The following is a 16,600-nucleotide window of genomic DNA, read 5'->3' as shown; positions in this document are numbered from 1 at the left end:
CGGTATAGGCGGCGCGGGACAACATGGAAAACTGATAGGTCTCTTTGATATTCACTGTCTACCTTTACTGGTTAAAATAGCTTCGATAAGTCCCTGGGCGCCGGAAGCGAAGCGGCTGCCGCAGTAGTCATAGGGTGTGTTGCTGTCGTACGGCGCCGGCGCATCGGGAAACGCGGCCCGGCTGCGCCATCCGCCCGTATACGCGTACGTCACCGCGCGCGCCACCAGGGCTCCCGTGGCGCGCTCGGTCATGCTCCAGCGCATGGCGCACAGGCGAAACGTGGCCGCCGGTACGCTGCACGGTTCCATGCGGTGCTCGAGCAGATACGTGCTGGTGAGGGCATCGATGCGGTAGGCGCGAAAGCAGGCGCGCGGCAGCGGCAAGGCGGGGCCGGGCGCACTGCTGCACAGATTATCGACCCGGTAATAACCCGGCGCGGCCGGCTGGCCGTCGAGCGTCAGGCGCCGCGGCGCATTGCGCCCGCTGAAAGGCCCGCCATCGACAGTGGCCGCGACGCTTGCCGAATCGAATTGAAACTCCACATAGGCCAGATGCTTGCCCACATGGTTGGCGGTGTAGGTGGCGGCGATATCGGCAATGTCGCCGCTGCCGCCGATGCCGACCGGGTGCACGGCCAGAGTGTCGAGCCGGTCGATATGCCGGGCAATGTGGTCGCCGCCATCGGCGCGGCAGGCTGGCCTGAAATAGCGCCATTCGCCGTACCAGCGGTCGATATTCACCAGCCAGAAAGCGGCAAAAGGCGCGCCCAGCATGCCCGCCGCAGCCAGGGTGCGCGCCAGCGCCCCCGCACGCCCGCGCGCGGCGCGCCGGATGGCGAACCACAGGACGAGCGTGACGGCGCCGTAGCAAAGCAAGCCGATCAGCGGATCATGACCAAAAAATGGCTTCATGCCCGGCGCCCGGACGCGCGCGGCGCGGTCCAGGCGCGCGGCAAGGATGCCTGGCTATAGGGAGCGGCCGGTTGCTGCTGCGGGAATTCGGGAGAAACAGCTTGTGGGCGCGGTGTGCAAACTCCTTGCCACACCCTGAAAAACGTTTGCTTGCGACTTGCTTGTGGGTTCATGCGGATGAAGGCCTCGGCCGATTGGCAATATCGGCTGATATTTACGTGAAAATATAGCTCAAAAGCTACAATTTCGCTATGGAATTATTGATCATTCCATACATATATCAATTTCCCCACAGCATCGGGATAAAAAAAGCCCCGCTCTCACGAGCGGGGCCTGGATCGGAGGTGCGATTCAGAAGCCGAAGGCCGCTTTCATCAGATGAAACACCCTGGTGTTTTCCATCGTTCCCTTGAACACGCCCGACCCGGCGCCGGTGGCGAACAGCTTCACGTCGCCGCCGCCATGGGTCTCGCTGGTCAGGCGCACGCCGGTCTCCTGATGGTAGCCGTCGGCCAGCGCATGCGCGCTGTCGACGTCGGCCCGCTGATGGGAACGGTTCGGACCATTGCCGAACACCAGCGCCGTGTACGTCTTGCCATCGGCATCGCGCGCCGGCGCGCCATCGCCCACATTGCGCACGATATCGAGGATCGGGTTACCGCGCCTGGCGTAGCCGTTCATCACGATGGTGTGGTCGTGGTCCGCGGTGACCACCAGCAGCGTATTGCGCAGGCCAGGATCGAGCGCCTCCATCTTGTCGAGCGCCGTCTTGATGGCGTCATCGAAGTCGATCGTCTCGGCCAGGGCATTCTTCACGTTCGTGTCGTGCAGCGCGTGATCGATCTTGCCGCCTTCGACCATCAGGAAGAAACCCTTGGGGTTGGCGGCGAGCAGGTCGATCGCCTTGGACGTCATCTGCGCCAGCGCCGGCTGGCCGGCACGCCGGGCCAGGGCGTAATCGAGGTGGCTTACATCGCTGTAGATGCCGACGAATTTCTTACCCTGCGGCGCGGCATGCATCTGGCTTGCATTGGCCGCCACCGTGTAGCCGCGCGCCGCGAATTCGGCCATCATGTCGCGCCCGTCGGCGCGGCCCTTCGGATTGCGCGCCGCCTCGAACGGCGTGAAGTGATTGCGCCCGCCGCCCATCAGCACATCGACGCCGTCTTTTAACGACGGGTTGTAGCCGGCGCCGCCCGGCACCACCTGCGCCGCGATCTGATAGGCCATGTCGCGGTCGCACACATGCGAAAAGGTCGATGCCGGCGTGGCGTGGGTCAGTTCGGTGGTCGTGATCGCGCCCACCGACTTGCCGGCAGCCTTGGCCAATTCGAGGATGGTGGCGGCCGCGCGCCCGTTGCCAGGCGGGCAGGCATCGATGCTGGCATTGCCGTTGGCGTCCTTTTTGGGGCCGAACGGCTTGGCGTCGGCCATCGAGATCACATCGTTGTTGATCTTGATGCCGGTCATGTACGACCCCATCGACGGTGCGCTGTCGGTGGTCTGGGCATCGTTCGAGTACGTCTTGATGCGCGCCGAGCGCTCCATCCGCTCGAAATGCAGCAAGCCCTCCTCCTTGTAGCGGTGGATGCGCGCGGCGGTGATGGTGGTCGGGCCCATGCCGTCGCCGAGGAAGAAGATGATATTTTTCGCTGGTGGTGGCGCTGCGGCAGCGAAGGAAGGCGCCAGCGCGCACGAAGCGGCCAGCAGGAGCACGGGAAAGCGGGATGGCATCATGGTAGGTCTCATAAATGGGGCGCGGCTTACCAGCCGGCGGCCGCCTTGATCAGTTCAAACACGCGGGTGTTATCGATGGTGCCGCCGAAGCGCCCGGCGCCGGCGCCGATGGCGCCCAAGTACACATCGGTGCCGCTGTGGGTCTCGTAACCGGGCTCGGTGCGCACCACCGCCTCCTGGCGGTAATCGTCGGCGCTCACCTGGGCGCTGGTCAGGTGCGGGACCGCGCCGCGGCTGCCCTGCACCCGTTTTTCGCCGCTGCCGAAGCCGATGATGGTAAATGGCGCGCCATCGGCATCGAGCTTGATCTCGTTGTTATCGACGCGGCGCATCAGTCCCAGCACGCCCGGTTCGGACGGCGTGGTCTTGCCGGTGCGGCGCGAGTAGCCGTTCAGGAGCAGCGAATGATCGTGATCGGCGGTGGCCACGATCAGCGTGTTTTTCAGGTCCGGATCGATGGTGCGCATCTGCGCGATGGCCGCCTTGAGGGTATTGTCGAAAACGACCGTCTCCTGCAGGGCGCGGCGCGCGTTCGAATTATGCAGGGCCAGATCGATCATGCCGCCCTCGACGACCAGGAAGAAGCCTTTCGGATTATTCGCCAGGATGCCGATGGCCTTGCCGGCCATCTCGGGCAGGCCTGGTTCTTTGGCGGCATCGCGCATCGAATCGAAGCTCATGTCGTGCGCAGCGAACAGGCCGACCAGCGGCGCGCTGGAGGTGGTGTCGACCGCGTTGAGCTGGGCGCTGTCGGCGACCGAGCGAACGCCCTGCGCGGCCAGTTCGGCCAGCAGATCGCGCCCGTCGCTGCGCTTGCCGCCCTTGGCCGTGGTGGTGAAATGGGCGCTGCCGCCGCCGAGCAGCACATCGAGCCCGCGCGCGCCGAGGGCCGCGTTGTAGCCGGCGCCGCCGGGAACGAGGGCGGCGGCGATATCGTTCTCCATGCCGCGATGGCACACGTGCGAAAAGACCGCGCCCGGAGTGGCATCGGTGACGCGGGTGGTGGTGACGACGCCGACCGACATGCCGCGCTGTTTGGCCAGTTCGGCCAGGGTGGCGACGGGGCGGCCGCTGTTGCAGCGGCCAGCCAGCTTGTTGCCGGCGGCGTCCGGGGCGGGAGCGGCGGCGAGCGTATCGGTGCTCATCGACAGCACATTGTTATTGACCTTCACGCCGGTCATATAGGCCGACATCGACGCGGCGCTGTCGGTGACCTGGGCGTCGTTGGAAAAGGTCTTGATGAACGCCGATTCGGGCAGGGTATCGAGGGTCAGGTTCCCGTCTTCGCCGACGGCATAAATACGGGCGGCGGTCAGGGTATTGATGCCCATGCCATCGCCGAGGAAGAAGATGATGTTTTTGGCTGGCGCGTGGTTGGTGGCTTGGGACGGCGGCTGGACGCTGGCGCATCCCGACAAGACCGCCAGCGCGGACGCTGCGGCAAGAAGAGTCAATCGCATGTGCACTTTCGTGAGCTCTGAGAAAAAAAGCAGTCTACACCGCCGGCCGTCGCCGTGGTGCCGGACTTCAGCAGCTACTCACCTGCACGATTCGATAGTTACCTAACCAAATAGTTTCCTAACCGGGGTCAGAGCTCTGATTCGAAATACTTGCCTGCTTACCTAACCGGGGTCAGAGCTCTAATTCGAAATATTTCCGTGCCTCAGGGGTAAGAAAGTGCGCGTGGTAAAGACATTGAGCAGCTCATTTGCGCATCGACTTATACAGCAGCCGTTTTTTCAGCGCCGCGCGTTCGTGCGGGCTGGCGTTGCGGCCCTTGCGCTGAGCGGCCCAAGCGGCCGAGTCGATCTGATCCTTCAAGGGATGGTAAGCACGGCCATCCTTCCCCATTGCCCACACATTACTGACCTGGCGTTCCAGTACGGGCAGGTGCGATTCCAGCGCCTCGGGCGATGCGGCCACCAGCGCCTGGCGTTCGCGGGGACGAAAGCGACCATGCCAGTCCTTCTTGTCCCACCGCTCACTGCGGCAAATGGCGATTCCCCAAATGGGGTTGCGACGACGGCTACGGCTCAAGACAGGCGGTCCTTTACAAATTGCGGGCAGGCAAACCGGGGCTGGCTACGATATGCCAGCCGCCGGTTTTGCAATCAATTTCGAATCAGAGCTCTGACCCCGGTTGTGGGGGTCGTCCGCATTTTTAGGTAGGAAATTTCCACTTTTCCCAGGCGGCCAGGACGGCGTTCGGGTAGGCGGGCTTGCCGCGGCTGCCGTTGTAGCGGCCCAGCGCCAGGTACAGATTGCCATTTTCGATGTCGATGTACATCCGCAAGATCGAGCAGCCGTAGCGCAGGTTCGTTTGCATGTGGAACAGCTTGCTGCGGTCGCTGTCGCCGATCGCATTGGTCCAGAATGGCATCACCTGCATGTACCCGCGCGCGCCCACCATCGAGACGGCGTACTTGCGGTACGCCGATTCAACCTGGATCAGCCCCAGCACCAACCCCGTATCGAGCCCGGCACGGTTCGATTCGTACCAGACCGATTGCAGGAATTCGAGCCGCACCTGGTCGTCCGGCAGCTTGCGCTTGAGCCGGTCCGACATCGCCGCGAGCCATTGCTGGTAACGCACCCGCCCCGCCTCGTCGCGAAACACAGGCTGCGGCGGACGCGTGTCCTTGATCGCGTTCGACAGCGCCAGCCGCACCGAGTCGGCCATCGCTTCCTCTTTCTGGTTGCCGGCCCACGCAGTCCAGGAACACAGCAGCCCCGCCGCCAGCACCACCTGTGCCAGCGTGTTCACCATGACCGAAGCGCTCACTGGCTCAATTTGCCTTTGATGAACTCGACCATGCCGGCCACCGGCACGGCGGTCGCCTCGGCATCGCGCCGTCCCTGGTATTCGAGGTTGCCTTCCTTCAGGCCACGCTCGCCGATCACCACGCGGTGCGGCACGCCGATCAGTTCCCAGTCGGCGAACATGGCGCCCGGACGCAGCCCGCGGTCGTCGACGATGACGTCCACGCCCGCCGCCTGCAGCGCCGCATACAAGCTCTCGACTTCGGTCTTGACCGTCTCGCTGCGGTCCATCCCCATCGGGCACAGAACCACTTCGAACGGCGCGATCGCAGCCGGCCAGATGATGCCCTTGTCGTCGAAATTCTGCTCGATCGCCGCGCCCAGGATACGCGTCACGCCAATCCCGTAGCAGCCCATCTGCAGCGGCGCAGGTTTGCCGTTTTCGTCCAGAAAAGTAGCTTTCATGCTTTCGGAGTACGAGGTCCCGAGCTGGAACACGTGACCGACTTCGATCCCGCGCTCGATCGCCAGCACGCCCTTGCCGTCCGGCGAAGCGTCGCCTTCGACGACGTTGCGCAGGTCGGCGACGATTGCTTCCGGCAGGTCGCGCACCCAGTTGGCGCCCGTGTAGTGGAAGCCTTCTTCGTTGGCGCCGCAGACGAAATCGGCCATGTTGGCGACCGTGCGGTCGGCCACGATGGTGACCGGCTGCCTGGTGCCGATCGGGCCCAGGTAGCCGGGAATGCTGCCGTAGCAGGCCAGGATCTCGGCTTCGGTGGCAAAGCGGTGGGCGGCCAGGCCAGGTACTTTGCCGACCTTGATTTCGTTAAGTTCATGGTCGCCGCGCAGCAGCAGCATCCAGTTTTCCAGCACCTGCTTGCCGGCGACTTCCTTTTCCACCGTCAGGGCGATGGTCTTGACGGTCTGCGACAGCGGCAGCTTGAGCAGCTCGGCCACGGTTTCGCATTTGGTGGTGCCTGGCGTGGCGGTTTTGGTCAGGGGCGCAGTGGCGGCGGCGCGCGCGGCGGCCAGCGGCAGCGCTTCGGCCGCTTCCATGTTGGCCGCGTAGTCGGACGTCGGGCAGTAGACGATGGCGTCTTCGCCGGTGCTGGCGATGACGTGGAATTCGTGCGAGCCGGAGCCGCCGATGGCGCCGTTGTCGGCCGCCACCGCGCGGAATTTCAAGCCGAAGCGGTTGAAGATCGCCGTGTAGGCGTCGTACATGATCTTGTAAGAGACCTTCATGCTCGCTTCGTCGCGGTCGAACGAGTAGGCATCCTTCATCGTGAATTCACGCCCGCGCATGAGGCCAAAACGCGGACGGCGCTCGTCGCGGAACTTGGTCTGGATATGATAAAAATTGAGCGGCAGCTGGCGGTAGGACTTGATTTCGGAGCGCACCACGTCGGTGATGACTTCTTCCGACGTCGGCTGGATCGCGTACTCGCGGCCGTGACGGTCTTTCACGCGCATCAGTTCCGGACCCATCTTTTCCCAGCGGCCGGTTTCCTGCCACAGCTCGGCTGGCTGCACGAGCGGCATCAGCATTTCGATGCCGCCCGCCTTGTTCATTTCTTCACGGATAATCGCTTCGACCTTGCGGATCACGCGCAAGCCGGTCGGCATGTAAGTGTAGATGCCGGAGCCGAGGCGCTTGATCATTCCTGCGCGCATCATCAGCTGGTGACTGACGATTTCAGCGTCGGACGGTGCTTCTTTTAAAGTTGAAATAAAAAAACGGGAGGCACGCATATCGGTGAATTCTTTTTAAAAAGAGAGGGTTATAATCAACCTAATTTTAAAGGATTAGCTGGCTGATGCGTCCAATCTTTATACAAATGGGCCCGTTTGACGCGGTTCCCGCCGTTTTCGTACCCCGAAAGCCTGGCGGGGGCCAGAATTTGTGGGTAAATATGTAAGAAGGCGCGCGCTGGCAGAAAGTTTCGAGGTGCACTATGCTCGACCGTGAAGGGTTTCGGCCCAACGTCGGCATCATCCTGCTGAACGCCCATAACGAGGTGTGGTGGGGCAAGCGGGTGCGCGAGCACTCGTGGCAGTTCCCGCAAGGGGGCATTAAATACGGTGAGACACCGGAACAGGCAATGTATCGCGAACTGGAGGAAGAGATTGGGTTGCGCCAGGAGCATGTGAAGATTGTGGGACGCACCCGCGACTGGCTGCGCTATGAAGTGCCCGACCATTTTATCAAGCGCGAGATTCGCGGCCACTACCGGGGCCAAAAGCAGATCTGGTTCCTGTTGCGCATGTGTGCGCGCGATAACGACGTGAACCTGCGCCTGACCGACCATCCGGAGTTCGACGCCTGGCGCTGGCACGATTACTGGGTGCCGCTCGATGTGGTGATCGAGTTCAAGCGCGATGTCTACCAGCGCGCCCTGCAGGAATTATCGCGTTTCCTGACCTGGCCGGCCAATGGCGGCCATACGCACGAACGGCGCCACACGGCCCGTTACCTGCGCCAGCCGCATGCGCCGCGCCAGCCGGCACCGGAACAGCCCTGCGCTCCGGAACCGCAGCTGATACTGGTGCCGAGCAAGGAATAGCAGGACCCGACACACCCAACGGCGCTTCACGGCGCCGTTTTTTCGCCCTCGAAGTTGCACATCAGGCAAGTTAACGCGTTCGTATCCCACCCCTGGCCGGCGCGGGCGCTCGGGCCGTCCGGGACGGCGGCGCAGTGATGGCGGTACAATGCGGCTTACCTCATTTGCCTGCCCCGCCAACCATGTTCACCCCTTCTTCCGACGATGTGCGCCGTTTTTTCTGTGAAGCCTACCGCAAGCAGCGCAGCGGCGGGATTCTCAGCCCGATGGACGCCATCGCCGCCGACTGGATCGTCCAGCACCCCGAATACGCCGATGTGCTCTCCGACGCCGAGGCGGCCCTGGCGCGCGACTACTCGGTCGAGGGCGGACAGGCCAATCCGTTCCTGCACCTGTCGATGCACCTGTCGATCGCCGAGCAGGTGTCGATCGACCAGCCGCCGGGCATCCGCGCCGCCTGCAATGCGCTGACCCAGCGCCTCGGCGCGCACGATGCCCATCACGAAATCATGGAATGCCTGGGCCAGATGATCTGGACCTCGCAGCGCAACGGCGTGCCGCCTGACAGCGTCGCCTACGTCGAGTGCGTCCGCGCGCGCTGCGCTTGAACCGTCATTCCCGCGCAGGCGGGAATGACGGTTTGAGGGATAACGATTTTTAGATGCTGTATCGGGCTTGAACAGCTCTATTTATAGTCGGCCGCCAGCGCCTCCCTCGCCGTCTGCTGCCCACGCACCCACACCGTCACCACGCTGTCATACGCGCTCACGTCGTCCAGCGGCGAGGTTTTCATCAGCAGCAGGTTGGCCGCCTTGCCCACTTCGATCGACCCGAGTTCGGCATCGAGCCTGAAAGTGCGCGCATTATTGATGGTGGCCGCCTTGAAGATCTGCGCCAGCGACATGCCGGCTGCGTGCAGCTGCTGCATCTCGCGGTAGCCGTTCAGGCCAGGCAGATTGCCGTATGTCGGCGACGATGGCGTGTCCGAGCCGAACACGAAATTGGCGTCGCGGCTGGCCAGGTAGGCCACCACGGCGCGCTGGCGCCGCAGCGGCCCTTCCATGCCTTGCATGACCGCCGCGTCGTCCTCGCCATCGGTCACTTCGGGCTTGAACCACTGCCCTTGGGGCGTGGAAAACCAGGCCAGCAGCGAAGCCGGCACCACCTTGCGCAGGGCCGGATCGTTCAGGTAGCCCGGCTCCACATAGGCGCGCAGTCCGTACAGCACCTGCATGGTCGGCTGAAAACCGGTGCGCTGGTCGGCGATCTTGTCGAGCAGCGCCTTGATGTCGTTCGGCAGGCCGGCCTGGCCGTTCAGAGCCCCCCAGTGCCACATGCCGTGCGCCAGTACGTCGGCACGGCCAGCCACCGCGAACGACTGCGCCTCGAACGAATTGGCATGCGTGACCAGCACCTTGCCCGCCCGCGTGACGGCGGCGCGCACTTCGGCAAATTTGGCGCCGCTCATCACCGGCAGGTTGCGATCCTTGCCGAAACCGCGCTCGAAATGGGTCTTCACGCAGATGCCGCCGGCCTTGTCCACGCGCGCCACGCCCGCCGCCACGGTGTGGGCCGATGGCGCAAAGTGGGCCGGCACCGCGGTCGGCATGGCCGGATCGAACAGATAGTTACCGAAGCTCTGGAAGCGCGTTTCGGGCGTAAAGAACGACATCGGGTAGCCGTTGGCCAGCACCAGCGCTTCGCCGCAGTGAAATACGTCCGGATGCAGCGGCTCCTTGCGCAAGCGCTCGATCACGCCGTAATCCGACACCGCCAGGTCGATCACGGTGGTAAAGCCGTGATACAGGAAGGAACGCGGCATCTGGCGGAAGTAGTTTTGCGCCAGGCTCTCGCCGGACGCGCCCTGCTCCATGCTCATTCCCGGCACGACGTGCAGGTGCACATGGGAGTCGATCAGGCCCGGCGTGAGGTAGTAACCCTTGCCGTCGACGACTTTGGCGCCGACTGGCGCGGCCGTCGATGGCCCGCGTTCGACCCGGGCGATGCGCCCGCCGTCGATCAGCACACTGCCCGTTTCGATGCGGTCGAGCTTTTCGGGCGAGACCAGTTTGACGTTCGAAATCCAGATCCGGTCGGCGCCGAGGGCCGCGTTGCACAACATCAGGGTGGCCAGGCAGGCCGGCAACAGGGTACGTTTCATGAAAACTCCATGGCTGTGAGTGAAGGGGCGAATGGACCCATTTTCACGATTTAGCCCGGGCGAGTCGTCCCAGATGATGATTCGGCACCTGTTTCCACGCCAGCGCCGGCCCCGCTGCGGCGAAATTCGGACGGGGTCAGGCCGGTCTGCTTCTTGAATGCGCGGTTCAGGGTGGTCTTGCTATTAAAGCCACATGCAAGCGCCAGGTCGAGGATGCTGACGCTGGCCTGGTCGGGCGCATGCAGCGCCAGTTTGAGCGCGTCGACCCGGTAGCGGTTCAGGTATTCCTGCAGGTTGACGCCGCAGGCATCGTTAATCAGCTGCGACAGTTCGTGCGGCGTCATGGCCAGCAGCGCGGCCAGTTCGTCCAGCGTCAGTTCGCCGTTGCGGTAAACCTGGTCGACTTCCATGCACCGTTTCAGTGCATCGAGAAAGCTGGCGCGGTCCGGCTCGGACAGGCGCTTGTTGGCATAGCGCGGCGCCGGTTCCGGCAAAGGCACAGGCACGGGCGCCGCTGCGGGCAGGTGCGCGCGGTAGCCAAGCGGCAGGCGGATTGCCAGGAACGCGGTCGCATACACAAAACACGCCAGCGCGATGGCGCCCAGCGCGTCCGACGACAACGGCAGCTCCATGTCGAGAAATTCGATGCCGAAGGCGGCCACGCTGCCGGCCGCGCCAAGCACCCATATTTTGGTCAGGCGCGCCAGGCCGGCGGCCAACGGGCCGCTTGCCGCGCCGCGCATCAGGCGGTAGCAGGCCGCGACATACCAGATGAACAGCAGCGTTTTGACGAGCACGGACACGCCGACATACCACGGCAGCACCGGACGGCTCTGCATCCAGGCCAGCTTGGCCGCCGCGCTTTGCAGGTAAAACGGCAGCATGGCGGCCGTCGCCAGCAAAAATGGTGCCCCATGGAGCCAGTCGCGCGCGCGCAGGCGCTGCCCGGTCAGGGCGCTGCGCAGATATAAATACAGCAGCGGCCCGCTCAGCAAACCGATGGTGGCGATCGCCATGGCGCTGTGCGGATAGCTTGTATACAGGCGGTTGATGCCCAGCCAGGCATGGCCGATGACGGCCACGCTCCCCAGCAGCAGGGCGGCCAGCAGCCGGTTGGCCCCGTGCAGCTCGGCCTGGCGCGCCGCCAGCAGGGCAATCGCCAGGAACACGCCCTGCCCCATTGCCAGCAGCAGGAGTATGGAGAGCGCGCCCTGGGTCATGGATTCAGGCCAGTTTGTCGTCGGCGATGCGGTAGCGCGGATCCTCGGCCAGATTCACCTCGATCATGTCGCGCGCGTTTTCCAGCAGCTCGCGGCAGTCGGGGCTCAGGTGGCGCAGGTGCAGGTGCTTCCCGGCCTGGCGGTAGCGCAGCGCCAGCGCGTCGATGGCCTGGATGGCCGAATGGTCGACCACGCGCGCGCGCGCAAAATCGATCACCACCTCCTGCGGATCGTCCTTTGGCGCGAACAACTGGTTAAATTGCGCAACCGAGGCAAAAAACAGGGTGCCTTCCAGTGCGTACACGCGCGCGCCCTGCGGGTTGACATGGATGCTGACGCCGATCCGCTTGGCGTGCTCCCACGCGAACGCCAGCGCCGAGACGATCACGCCGGCGACAACCGCAATGGCCAGGTCGAAGATCAAGGTGAGCACCGCCACCAGCAGGCCGACCGCGATATCGGCGCGCGGCACCTTGCCGAACAGGCGGAAACTGCCCCAGGCGAAGGTCTTCTGGCACACCACGAACATGACCCCGATCAGGGCGGCCAGCGGAATGCGCTCGATCCATTCGGACGCGAACAGGATGAACGAGAGCAGGAACACGGCGGTGGCGATGCCCGACAGGCGCCCGGTGGCGCCATTGTTCACATTGATCATGCTCTGGCCGATCATGGCGCAGCCGCCCATGCCGCCAAAAAGGCCCGTGACCACATTGGCCACGCCCTGGGCCATGCTTTCGCGATTGGGCTGGCCGCGCGTGTCGGTGATGTCGTCAATCAGCGTGAGCGTGAGCAGCGATTCGATCAGTCCGACGGCAGCGAGCACCAGCGCATACGGGAAGATGATGCGCAGGGTCGCCCAATCAAGAGGCACGTCGGGCAGGTGAAAGACCGGCAGGCCGCCCTTGATCGAGGCCAGGTCGCCCACCGTCCTGGTATCGATGCCCAGGGTAGCGACCAGCACCGACACCAGCAAGATGCCGGCCAGGGTGGAGGGAATGGCGCGCGTCACGCGCGGCAGCAGGTAGATCACGGCCATGGTCAGCGCCGCCAGGGCGAGCATCGTGTACAGCGGCGCTCCCACCATCCAGTGCTGCGCGCCGTCGCGGCCCGTGACCTTGAAGTGGCCGAACTGCGCCATGAAGATCACCATCGCCAGGCCATTCACGAACCCGAGCATCACCGGATACGGCACCATGCGGATGAATTTACCCAGCCGGGCGGCGGCGAACAGCAGCTGCAGCACCCCCATCAGCACCACCGTGGCGAACAGGTATTCGACGCCATGCGAAACCACCAGCGCCACCATCACCACGGCCAGCGCGCCGGTCGCGCCCGAAATCATGCCCGGGCGCCCGCCGATGGCCGACGTAATCAGGGACACCATGAAGGCGGCGTACAAACCGGTCAGCGGCGACACATGCGCCACCAGCGCGAACGCGATCGCCTCCGGCACCATGGCCAGCGCCACGGTCAGGCCGCTGAGCAGGTTGGACTTGAGGTACTGGGGCGATAAAGTCGGCAAGGCGGCTCCGTGAACGAAAAACAGGGGGACAAAAACAAGGCGCCTTCCACCTTCCCGGCGAAGAGAAGATGGAAGGCGCCTTGATGACAGCGTCCGTATTGCCTGGGGCGGTTTAACGCTTCAGCGCCAGGTCCGAAGGAAGGCTGTGCAGGTAAGCGGCGATGTCGGCCATGTCCTGGTTGGACAGGTCCTTGACGAAAGCGCCCATGATCGGATTGTTACGCCCGTTCGGGCCATCGCCACGCTTGTAGGCGACCAGCGCGTGCTTGAGGTAGTCGGCGTGCTGGCCAGCCAGGCGTGGGTAGCTCGGGTCGGTCGGCTTGTTGAAGTCGGCGCCGTGGCAGGTTGCGCAGGTGCGCTTCTTGACCAGGGCTTCGCCGTTGGCGATGTTGCCGCCGGCGGTGGCGCTCAGGGAAACAGCGCCGCAGAACAGGGCGATAATCAGTTTTTTCATGGCTCTGTCCTTATTTTTTCTGCTGCGAATAGTAGGCAGCGGCGTCGGCGATGTCCTGGTCGGACATGCTGCCGGCGATACCACGCATCGAAGGGTGCTTGCGCTCGCCCTTCTTGTAAGCGATCAGCGCGTTTTCGATGTACTTGGCCGACTGGCCGCCAATCATCGGCACCGAATAGACTTCAGGGAAAGTCGCTTTGTAACCGGGGATGCCGTGGCAGCCGATACATTGTTCAACTTTTGCAGCCTTGGCGTTTCCAACGATGTCCGCTGCGGCGGACACGTTCGCGACGCAGGCGAGCACGAGGAGTGCGATGAATTTTTTCATGGTGGCGAGGGTAAGTGATAATCGGGTATCGCACGTGCAAAATTATTATGTTTTGCACTATCAACCTGAGATTTTAACCGAAGTGAAGTGCCCCGTCCACTTTCACTGTGTTGCAGTGCCACCCTTCCGGTTCTGGCTTATACTCCAAATAATTCCACTTTTGACCACACACGCACATGCACGCATCGCATTCGCAGGCGCACCGCTTCCAGGGTTCAAGCAGTTATGTCGCCACCGCCGACCTGAAACTGGCGGTCAACGCCGCCCTCACCTTGCAGCGTCCCCTGCTGATCAAGGGCGAGCCGGGTACCGGCAAAACCATGCTGGCCGAAGAAGTCGCCGCCGCGCTGAACATGCCGCTGATGCAGTGGCATATCAAGTCCACCACCAAGGCGCAGCAAGGCCTGTACGAATACGACGCCGTATCGCGCTTGCGCGACTCCCAGCTCGGCGACGAGCGTGTGCGCGACATCCACAACTACATCGTCAAGGGCGTGCTGTGGCAAGCCTTTACCGCGCCCGAGCCGGTGGTGCTGCTGATCGACGAAATCGACAAGGCCGACATCGAGTTCCCCAACGACCTGCTGCGCGAACTTGACCGCATGGAGTTCTACGTCTACGAGACGCGCGAAATGGTCGTGGCCAAGCACCGCCCCCTGGTCATCATCACCTCGAACAACGAAAAAGAGCTGCCGGACGCGTTTTTGCGGCGCTGCTTCTTCCATTACATCAAATTCCCCGACAAGGACACGATGGAGCAGATCGTCAAGGTGCACTACCCCACCTTGAAACAGGACCTGCTGGCGCAGGCGCTGCAAAGCTTCTACGAAGTGCGCGACGTGCCGGGCCTGAAGAAAAAGCCTTCGACCTCCGAATTTCTCGACTGGCTCAAGCTGCTGCTGGCCGAAGACATCCCGGCCGAAGCGCTGCGCAGCCAGGACGCCAAGGCCATCGTGCCGCCGCTGCACGGGGCCCTGCTCAAGAACGAACAGGACGTGCACCTGTTCGAGCGCCTGGTCTATATGTCGCGGACCAACCGCTGATGATCCAGGTCGACGCCCTCACCCTCGAATTTAACGGTGTGCGCCTCGAGCCGCTGTCGCTCGCGCACGCCGACGGCCTGCGCGCGGCCGCCAGCGACGGCGAACTGTGGAACATCCGTGTCACGTCGGTGCCGGAACCGCAGGACGCGGAGCAGTACATCCGCCATGCGCTCGATATGCCCGACCGCCTGGCGTTCGCCGTGATCGACGCCTCCAGCGGCGCGGTGATGGGCACCACCAGCTACCACGACATTCTGCCCAAGGTCGACCGCGTGGAAATCGGCTGGACCTGGTACGCCAAAAGCCGCCAGCGCAGCCACGTCAACACCAGCTGCAAATTACTGCTGCTCTCGCACGCCTTCGATACGCTCGGCTGCGCGGTGGTGGGCCTGCGCACCGATAACTTCAATCACGCTTCGCAGGCGGCCATCGAGCGCCTCGGGGCGAAGAAGGATGGCGTGATCCGCCACAGCGCCCTGCGGCGCGACGGCACCGTGCGCGACACGGTCATGTACAGCATCCTGCGCGGCGAATGGCCCGAAATCAAATCGCAGCTGCACTACAATCTGCAGCGGGCGGGGGCGAGGGGGGAGAGCATAAGGTGCTGATCGACTTCTTCTTTTCGCTCAAGGACGCCAAGATCCCGGTCACGATCAAGGAATTCCTCACGCTCCTCGAAGCGATGGAGCGCAACGTCGTCGGCGCGTCGATGGACGACTTCTATTATGTGTCGCGCCTCACCCTGGTCAAGGATGAAGCGCACTACGACAAGTTCGACCGCGCCTTTGCCCAGTACTTCAAGGGCATCAACGCCGCTTTCGAGACGAATGCCGCCATTCCGCTCGACTGGCTGGTCAAGCGCATGGAGCGCGAACTGTCGGACGAACAGAAACGCCAGCTAGAAAAATTCGGCTACGACAAGCTGATGGACCGCCTGAACGAACTGCTCAAGGAACAGAAGGAGCGCCACGAAGGCGGCAGCAAGTGGATCGGCACCGGCGGCACCTCGCCGTTCGGGAACGGCGGCACCAATCCGGAGGGTGTGCGCATCGGCGGCAAAGGCGGCAACCGTACCGCGGTCAAGGTGTGGGAACAGCGCGCCTACCGCGACTACGACGCCGAACGCGAACTGGGCACGCGCAACATCAAGGTCGCGCTGCGGCGCCTGCGCAAGTTCGCGCGCGAAGGCGCCGAAGACGAACTGGCGCTCGACGCCACCATTCACGCCACCGCCAATAATGCCGGCTACCTCGATATCAGGATGCGGCCGGAGCGCCGCAACAAAGTCAAGGTGCTGATGCTGCTCGATGTGGGCGGCTCGATGGACGACCATATCGAACGCACCGAGGAACTGTTCTCGGCGGCGAAGACCGAATTCAAGAACATGGAGTTCTTCTACTTCCATAACTGCGTCTACGACTACCTGTGGAAGAACAACCGGCGCCGCAATGCCGAGCGCTTTCCGACCTGGGACATCCTGCGCAAGTACCCGGCCGACACCAAGCTCATTTTCGTCGGCGACGCCACCATGAGCCCTTATGAAGTGCTCCATCCTGGCGGCTCGGTCGAATACAACAACGAAGAAGCCGGCGCCGCCTGGCTGGCGCGCTTTTGCAATGCCTTCCCCAAATTCGCCTGGCTCAATCCGGAGCCGGAAGGCGTGTGGCAGTACCGCCAGTCGATCTCCGTGATCCGCCAGATCATGAGTAACCGCATGTTCCCGCTGACGATCGAAGGCCTCGAGCGTGCCATGCGCACCCTGAGCAAATAAGGCGCGCGCCAGTCCTTGCGGCGCTACCCAAGTCGCATGATTGTGATTTGGCTAACATTTTTCGTTATGCGGAATCGTGCGCGCGGCACGGTCTTGTAGAATCTTGGCGCACCCATCGACCCGAT

16 protein-coding genes are annotated in these 16,600 nt (G+C 63.3%); 5 read left to right on the top strand and 11 right to left on the bottom strand.

What is annotated here, in order from left to right:
* Nucleotides 1–51: 51 nt before the first annotated feature.
* From RBA40_RS05680 to RBA40_RS05655, 6 genes are all read right to left on the bottom strand, one after another.
* Entirely contained in the window at nucleotides 52–912 is an 861-nt protein-coding gene (locus RBA40_RS05680) for a hypothetical protein (RefSeq protein WP_306646653.1), read from the bottom strand.
* A gap of 351 nt (nucleotides 913–1,263) precedes the next feature.
* Nucleotides 1,264–2,646, bottom strand: a complete 1,383-nt coding sequence (locus tag RBA40_RS05675) for an alkaline phosphatase (protein ID WP_374710456.1) — start codon at nucleotides 2,644–2,646, stop codon at nucleotides 1,264–1,266.
* Between the two features lie 29 nt (nucleotides 2,647–2,675).
* A complete protein-coding gene (locus RBA40_RS05670; protein ID WP_306646649.1) occupies nucleotides 2,676–4,109 on the bottom strand; it encodes an alkaline phosphatase in 1,434 nt (477 codons plus the stop codon).
* A gap of 244 nt (nucleotides 4,110–4,353) precedes the next feature.
* On the bottom strand, nucleotides 4,354–4,686 hold the full coding sequence (locus tag RBA40_RS05665) for a hypothetical protein (protein ID WP_306646647.1): 333 nt from the start codon (nucleotides 4,684–4,686) through the stop codon (nucleotides 4,354–4,356).
* Nucleotides 4,687–4,810: 124 nt separating this feature from the next.
* On the bottom strand, nucleotides 4,811–5,416 hold the full coding sequence (locus tag RBA40_RS05660; protein WP_306646792.1) for a lytic transglycosylase domain-containing protein: 606 nt from the start codon (nucleotides 5,414–5,416) through the stop codon (nucleotides 4,811–4,813).
* An 11-nt stretch (nucleotides 5,417–5,427) separates the two neighbouring features.
* The gene (locus tag RBA40_RS05655) at nucleotides 5,428–7,161 is read right to left on the bottom strand and encodes a proline--tRNA ligase (protein WP_306646644.1); all 1,734 of its coding nucleotides are present in this window, start codon (nucleotides 7,159–7,161) and stop codon (nucleotides 5,428–5,430) included.
* A 203-nt stretch (nucleotides 7,162–7,364) separates the two neighbouring features.
* On the opposite strand from RBA40_RS05655, the gene RBA40_RS05650 reads away from it, so the two are divergent.
* Together RBA40_RS05650 and RBA40_RS05645 are read left to right on the top strand one after the other, a co-directional pair.
* Nucleotides 7,365–7,973, top strand: coding sequence for an RNA pyrophosphohydrolase (locus RBA40_RS05650; RefSeq protein WP_306646642.1), 609 nt, complete (start codon nucleotides 7,365–7,367; stop codon nucleotides 7,971–7,973).
* A 182-nt stretch (nucleotides 7,974–8,155) separates the two neighbouring features.
* The gene (locus RBA40_RS05645; RefSeq protein WP_306646640.1) at nucleotides 8,156–8,581 is read left to right on the top strand and encodes a DUF1841 family protein; all 426 of its coding nucleotides are present in this window, start codon (nucleotides 8,156–8,158) and stop codon (nucleotides 8,579–8,581) included.
* A gap of 77 nt (nucleotides 8,582–8,658) precedes the next feature.
* On the opposite strand, the gene RBA40_RS05640 is transcribed toward RBA40_RS05645, so the two are convergent.
* The 5 genes from RBA40_RS05640 to RBA40_RS05620 form a co-directional block, all read right to left on the bottom strand.
* Complete coding sequence (locus RBA40_RS05640) at nucleotides 8,659–10,134, bottom strand: amidohydrolase family protein (protein ID WP_306646638.1); 1,476 nt, start codon at nucleotides 10,132–10,134, stop codon at nucleotides 8,659–8,661.
* A 50-nt stretch (nucleotides 10,135–10,184) separates the two neighbouring features.
* Complete coding sequence (locus RBA40_RS05635) at nucleotides 10,185–11,354, bottom strand: helix-turn-helix domain-containing protein (protein ID WP_306646637.1); 1,170 nt, start codon at nucleotides 11,352–11,354, stop codon at nucleotides 10,185–10,187.
* Between the two features lie 4 nt (nucleotides 11,355–11,358).
* Nucleotides 11,359–12,879 (bottom strand): SulP family inorganic anion transporter, encoded by a 1,521-nt coding sequence (locus tag RBA40_RS05630; RefSeq protein WP_306646635.1) that lies wholly within the window; start codon nucleotides 12,877–12,879, stop codon nucleotides 11,359–11,361.
* Between the two features lie 112 nt (nucleotides 12,880–12,991).
* Nucleotides 12,992–13,333, bottom strand: a complete 342-nt coding sequence (locus tag RBA40_RS05625) for a c-type cytochrome (RefSeq protein WP_306646633.1) — start codon at nucleotides 13,331–13,333, stop codon at nucleotides 12,992–12,994.
* Nucleotides 13,334–13,343: 10 nt separating this feature from the next.
* A complete protein-coding gene (locus RBA40_RS05620; protein WP_099875163.1) occupies nucleotides 13,344–13,661 on the bottom strand; it encodes a c-type cytochrome in 318 nt (105 codons plus the stop codon).
* 176 nt (nucleotides 13,662–13,837) lie between these two features.
* Here RBA40_RS05620 and RBA40_RS05615 point away from each other — a divergent pair, with 176 nt between their 5' ends.
* Genes RBA40_RS05615 through RBA40_RS05605 form a run of 3 tightly spaced genes read left to right on the top strand, consistent with a single transcriptional unit; the run spans nucleotide 13,838 to nucleotide 16,475 of the window.
* The gene (locus RBA40_RS05615; protein WP_306646631.1) at nucleotides 13,838–14,704 is read left to right on the top strand and encodes an AAA family ATPase; all 867 of its coding nucleotides are present in this window, start codon (nucleotides 13,838–13,840) and stop codon (nucleotides 14,702–14,704) included.
* Entirely contained in the window at nucleotides 14,704–15,312 is a 609-nt protein-coding gene (locus RBA40_RS05610) for a GNAT family N-acetyltransferase (RefSeq protein WP_306646629.1), read from the top strand. The genes RBA40_RS05615 and RBA40_RS05610 overlap by 1 nt, the downstream gene beginning before the upstream one ends.
* On the top strand, nucleotides 15,306–16,475 hold the full coding sequence (locus RBA40_RS05605; protein WP_306646627.1) for a vWA domain-containing protein: 1,170 nt from the start codon (nucleotides 15,306–15,308) through the stop codon (nucleotides 16,473–16,475). The genes RBA40_RS05610 and RBA40_RS05605 overlap by 7 nt, the downstream gene beginning before the upstream one ends.
* The last annotated feature ends 125 nt before the right edge of the window (nucleotides 16,476–16,600 follow it).

The sequence above is a fragment of the Massilia pseudoviolaceinigra genome (genome assembly GCF_030846505.1).
Taxonomy (GTDB): Bacteria; Pseudomonadota; Gammaproteobacteria; order Burkholderiales; family Burkholderiaceae_D; genus Telluria_A; species Telluria_A violaceinigra.
The sequence above is the reverse complement of the archived record's forward strand: the minus strand, read 5'-3'. Positions and strand labels throughout refer to the sequence as shown.

Bases quoted from the DNA above. Each gene is read 5' to 3' on its own strand.
- RBA40_RS05635 (WP_306646637.1), bottom strand. From the start codon at position 11,354: ATGACCCAGGGCGCGCTCTCCATACTCCTGCTGCTGGCAATGGGGCAG.
- RBA40_RS05620 (WP_099875163.1), bottom strand. From the start codon at position 13,661: ATGAAAAAATTCATCGCACTCCTCGTGCTCGCCTGCGTCGCGAACGTG.
- RBA40_RS05625 (WP_306646633.1), bottom strand. From the start codon at position 13,333: ATGAAAAAACTGATTATCGCCCTGTTCTGCGGCGCTGTTTCCCTGAGC.
- RBA40_RS05660 (WP_306646792.1), bottom strand. From the start codon at position 5,416: ATGGTGAACACGCTGGCACAGGTGGTGCTGGCGGCGGGGCTGCTGTGT.
- RBA40_RS05675 (WP_374710456.1), bottom strand. From the start codon at position 2,646: ATGCCATCCCGCTTTCCCGTGCTCCTGCTGGCCGCTTCGTGCGCGCTG.
- RBA40_RS05650 (WP_306646642.1), top strand. From the start codon at position 7,365: ATGCTCGACCGTGAAGGGTTTCGGCCCAACGTCGGCATCATCCTGCTG.
- RBA40_RS05680 (WP_306646653.1), bottom strand. From the start codon at position 912: ATGAAGCCATTTTTTGGTCATGATCCGCTGATCGGCTTGCTTTGCTAC.
- RBA40_RS05655 (WP_306646644.1), bottom strand. From the start codon at position 7,161: ATGCGTGCCTCCCGTTTTTTTATTTCAACTTTAAAAGAAGCACCGTCC.
- RBA40_RS05645 (WP_306646640.1), top strand. From the start codon at position 8,156: ATGTTCACCCCTTCTTCCGACGATGTGCGCCGTTTTTTCTGTGAAGCC.
- RBA40_RS05615 (WP_306646631.1), top strand. From the start codon at position 13,838: ATGCACGCATCGCATTCGCAGGCGCACCGCTTCCAGGGTTCAAGCAGT.
- RBA40_RS05670 (WP_306646649.1), bottom strand. From the start codon at position 4,109: ATGCGATTGACTCTTCTTGCCGCAGCGTCCGCGCTGGCGGTCTTGTCG.
- RBA40_RS05610 (WP_306646629.1), top strand. From the start codon at position 14,704: ATGATCCAGGTCGACGCCCTCACCCTCGAATTTAACGGTGTGCGCCTC.
- RBA40_RS05640 (WP_306646638.1), bottom strand. From the start codon at position 10,134: ATGAAACGTACCCTGTTGCCGGCCTGCCTGGCCACCCTGATGTTGTGC.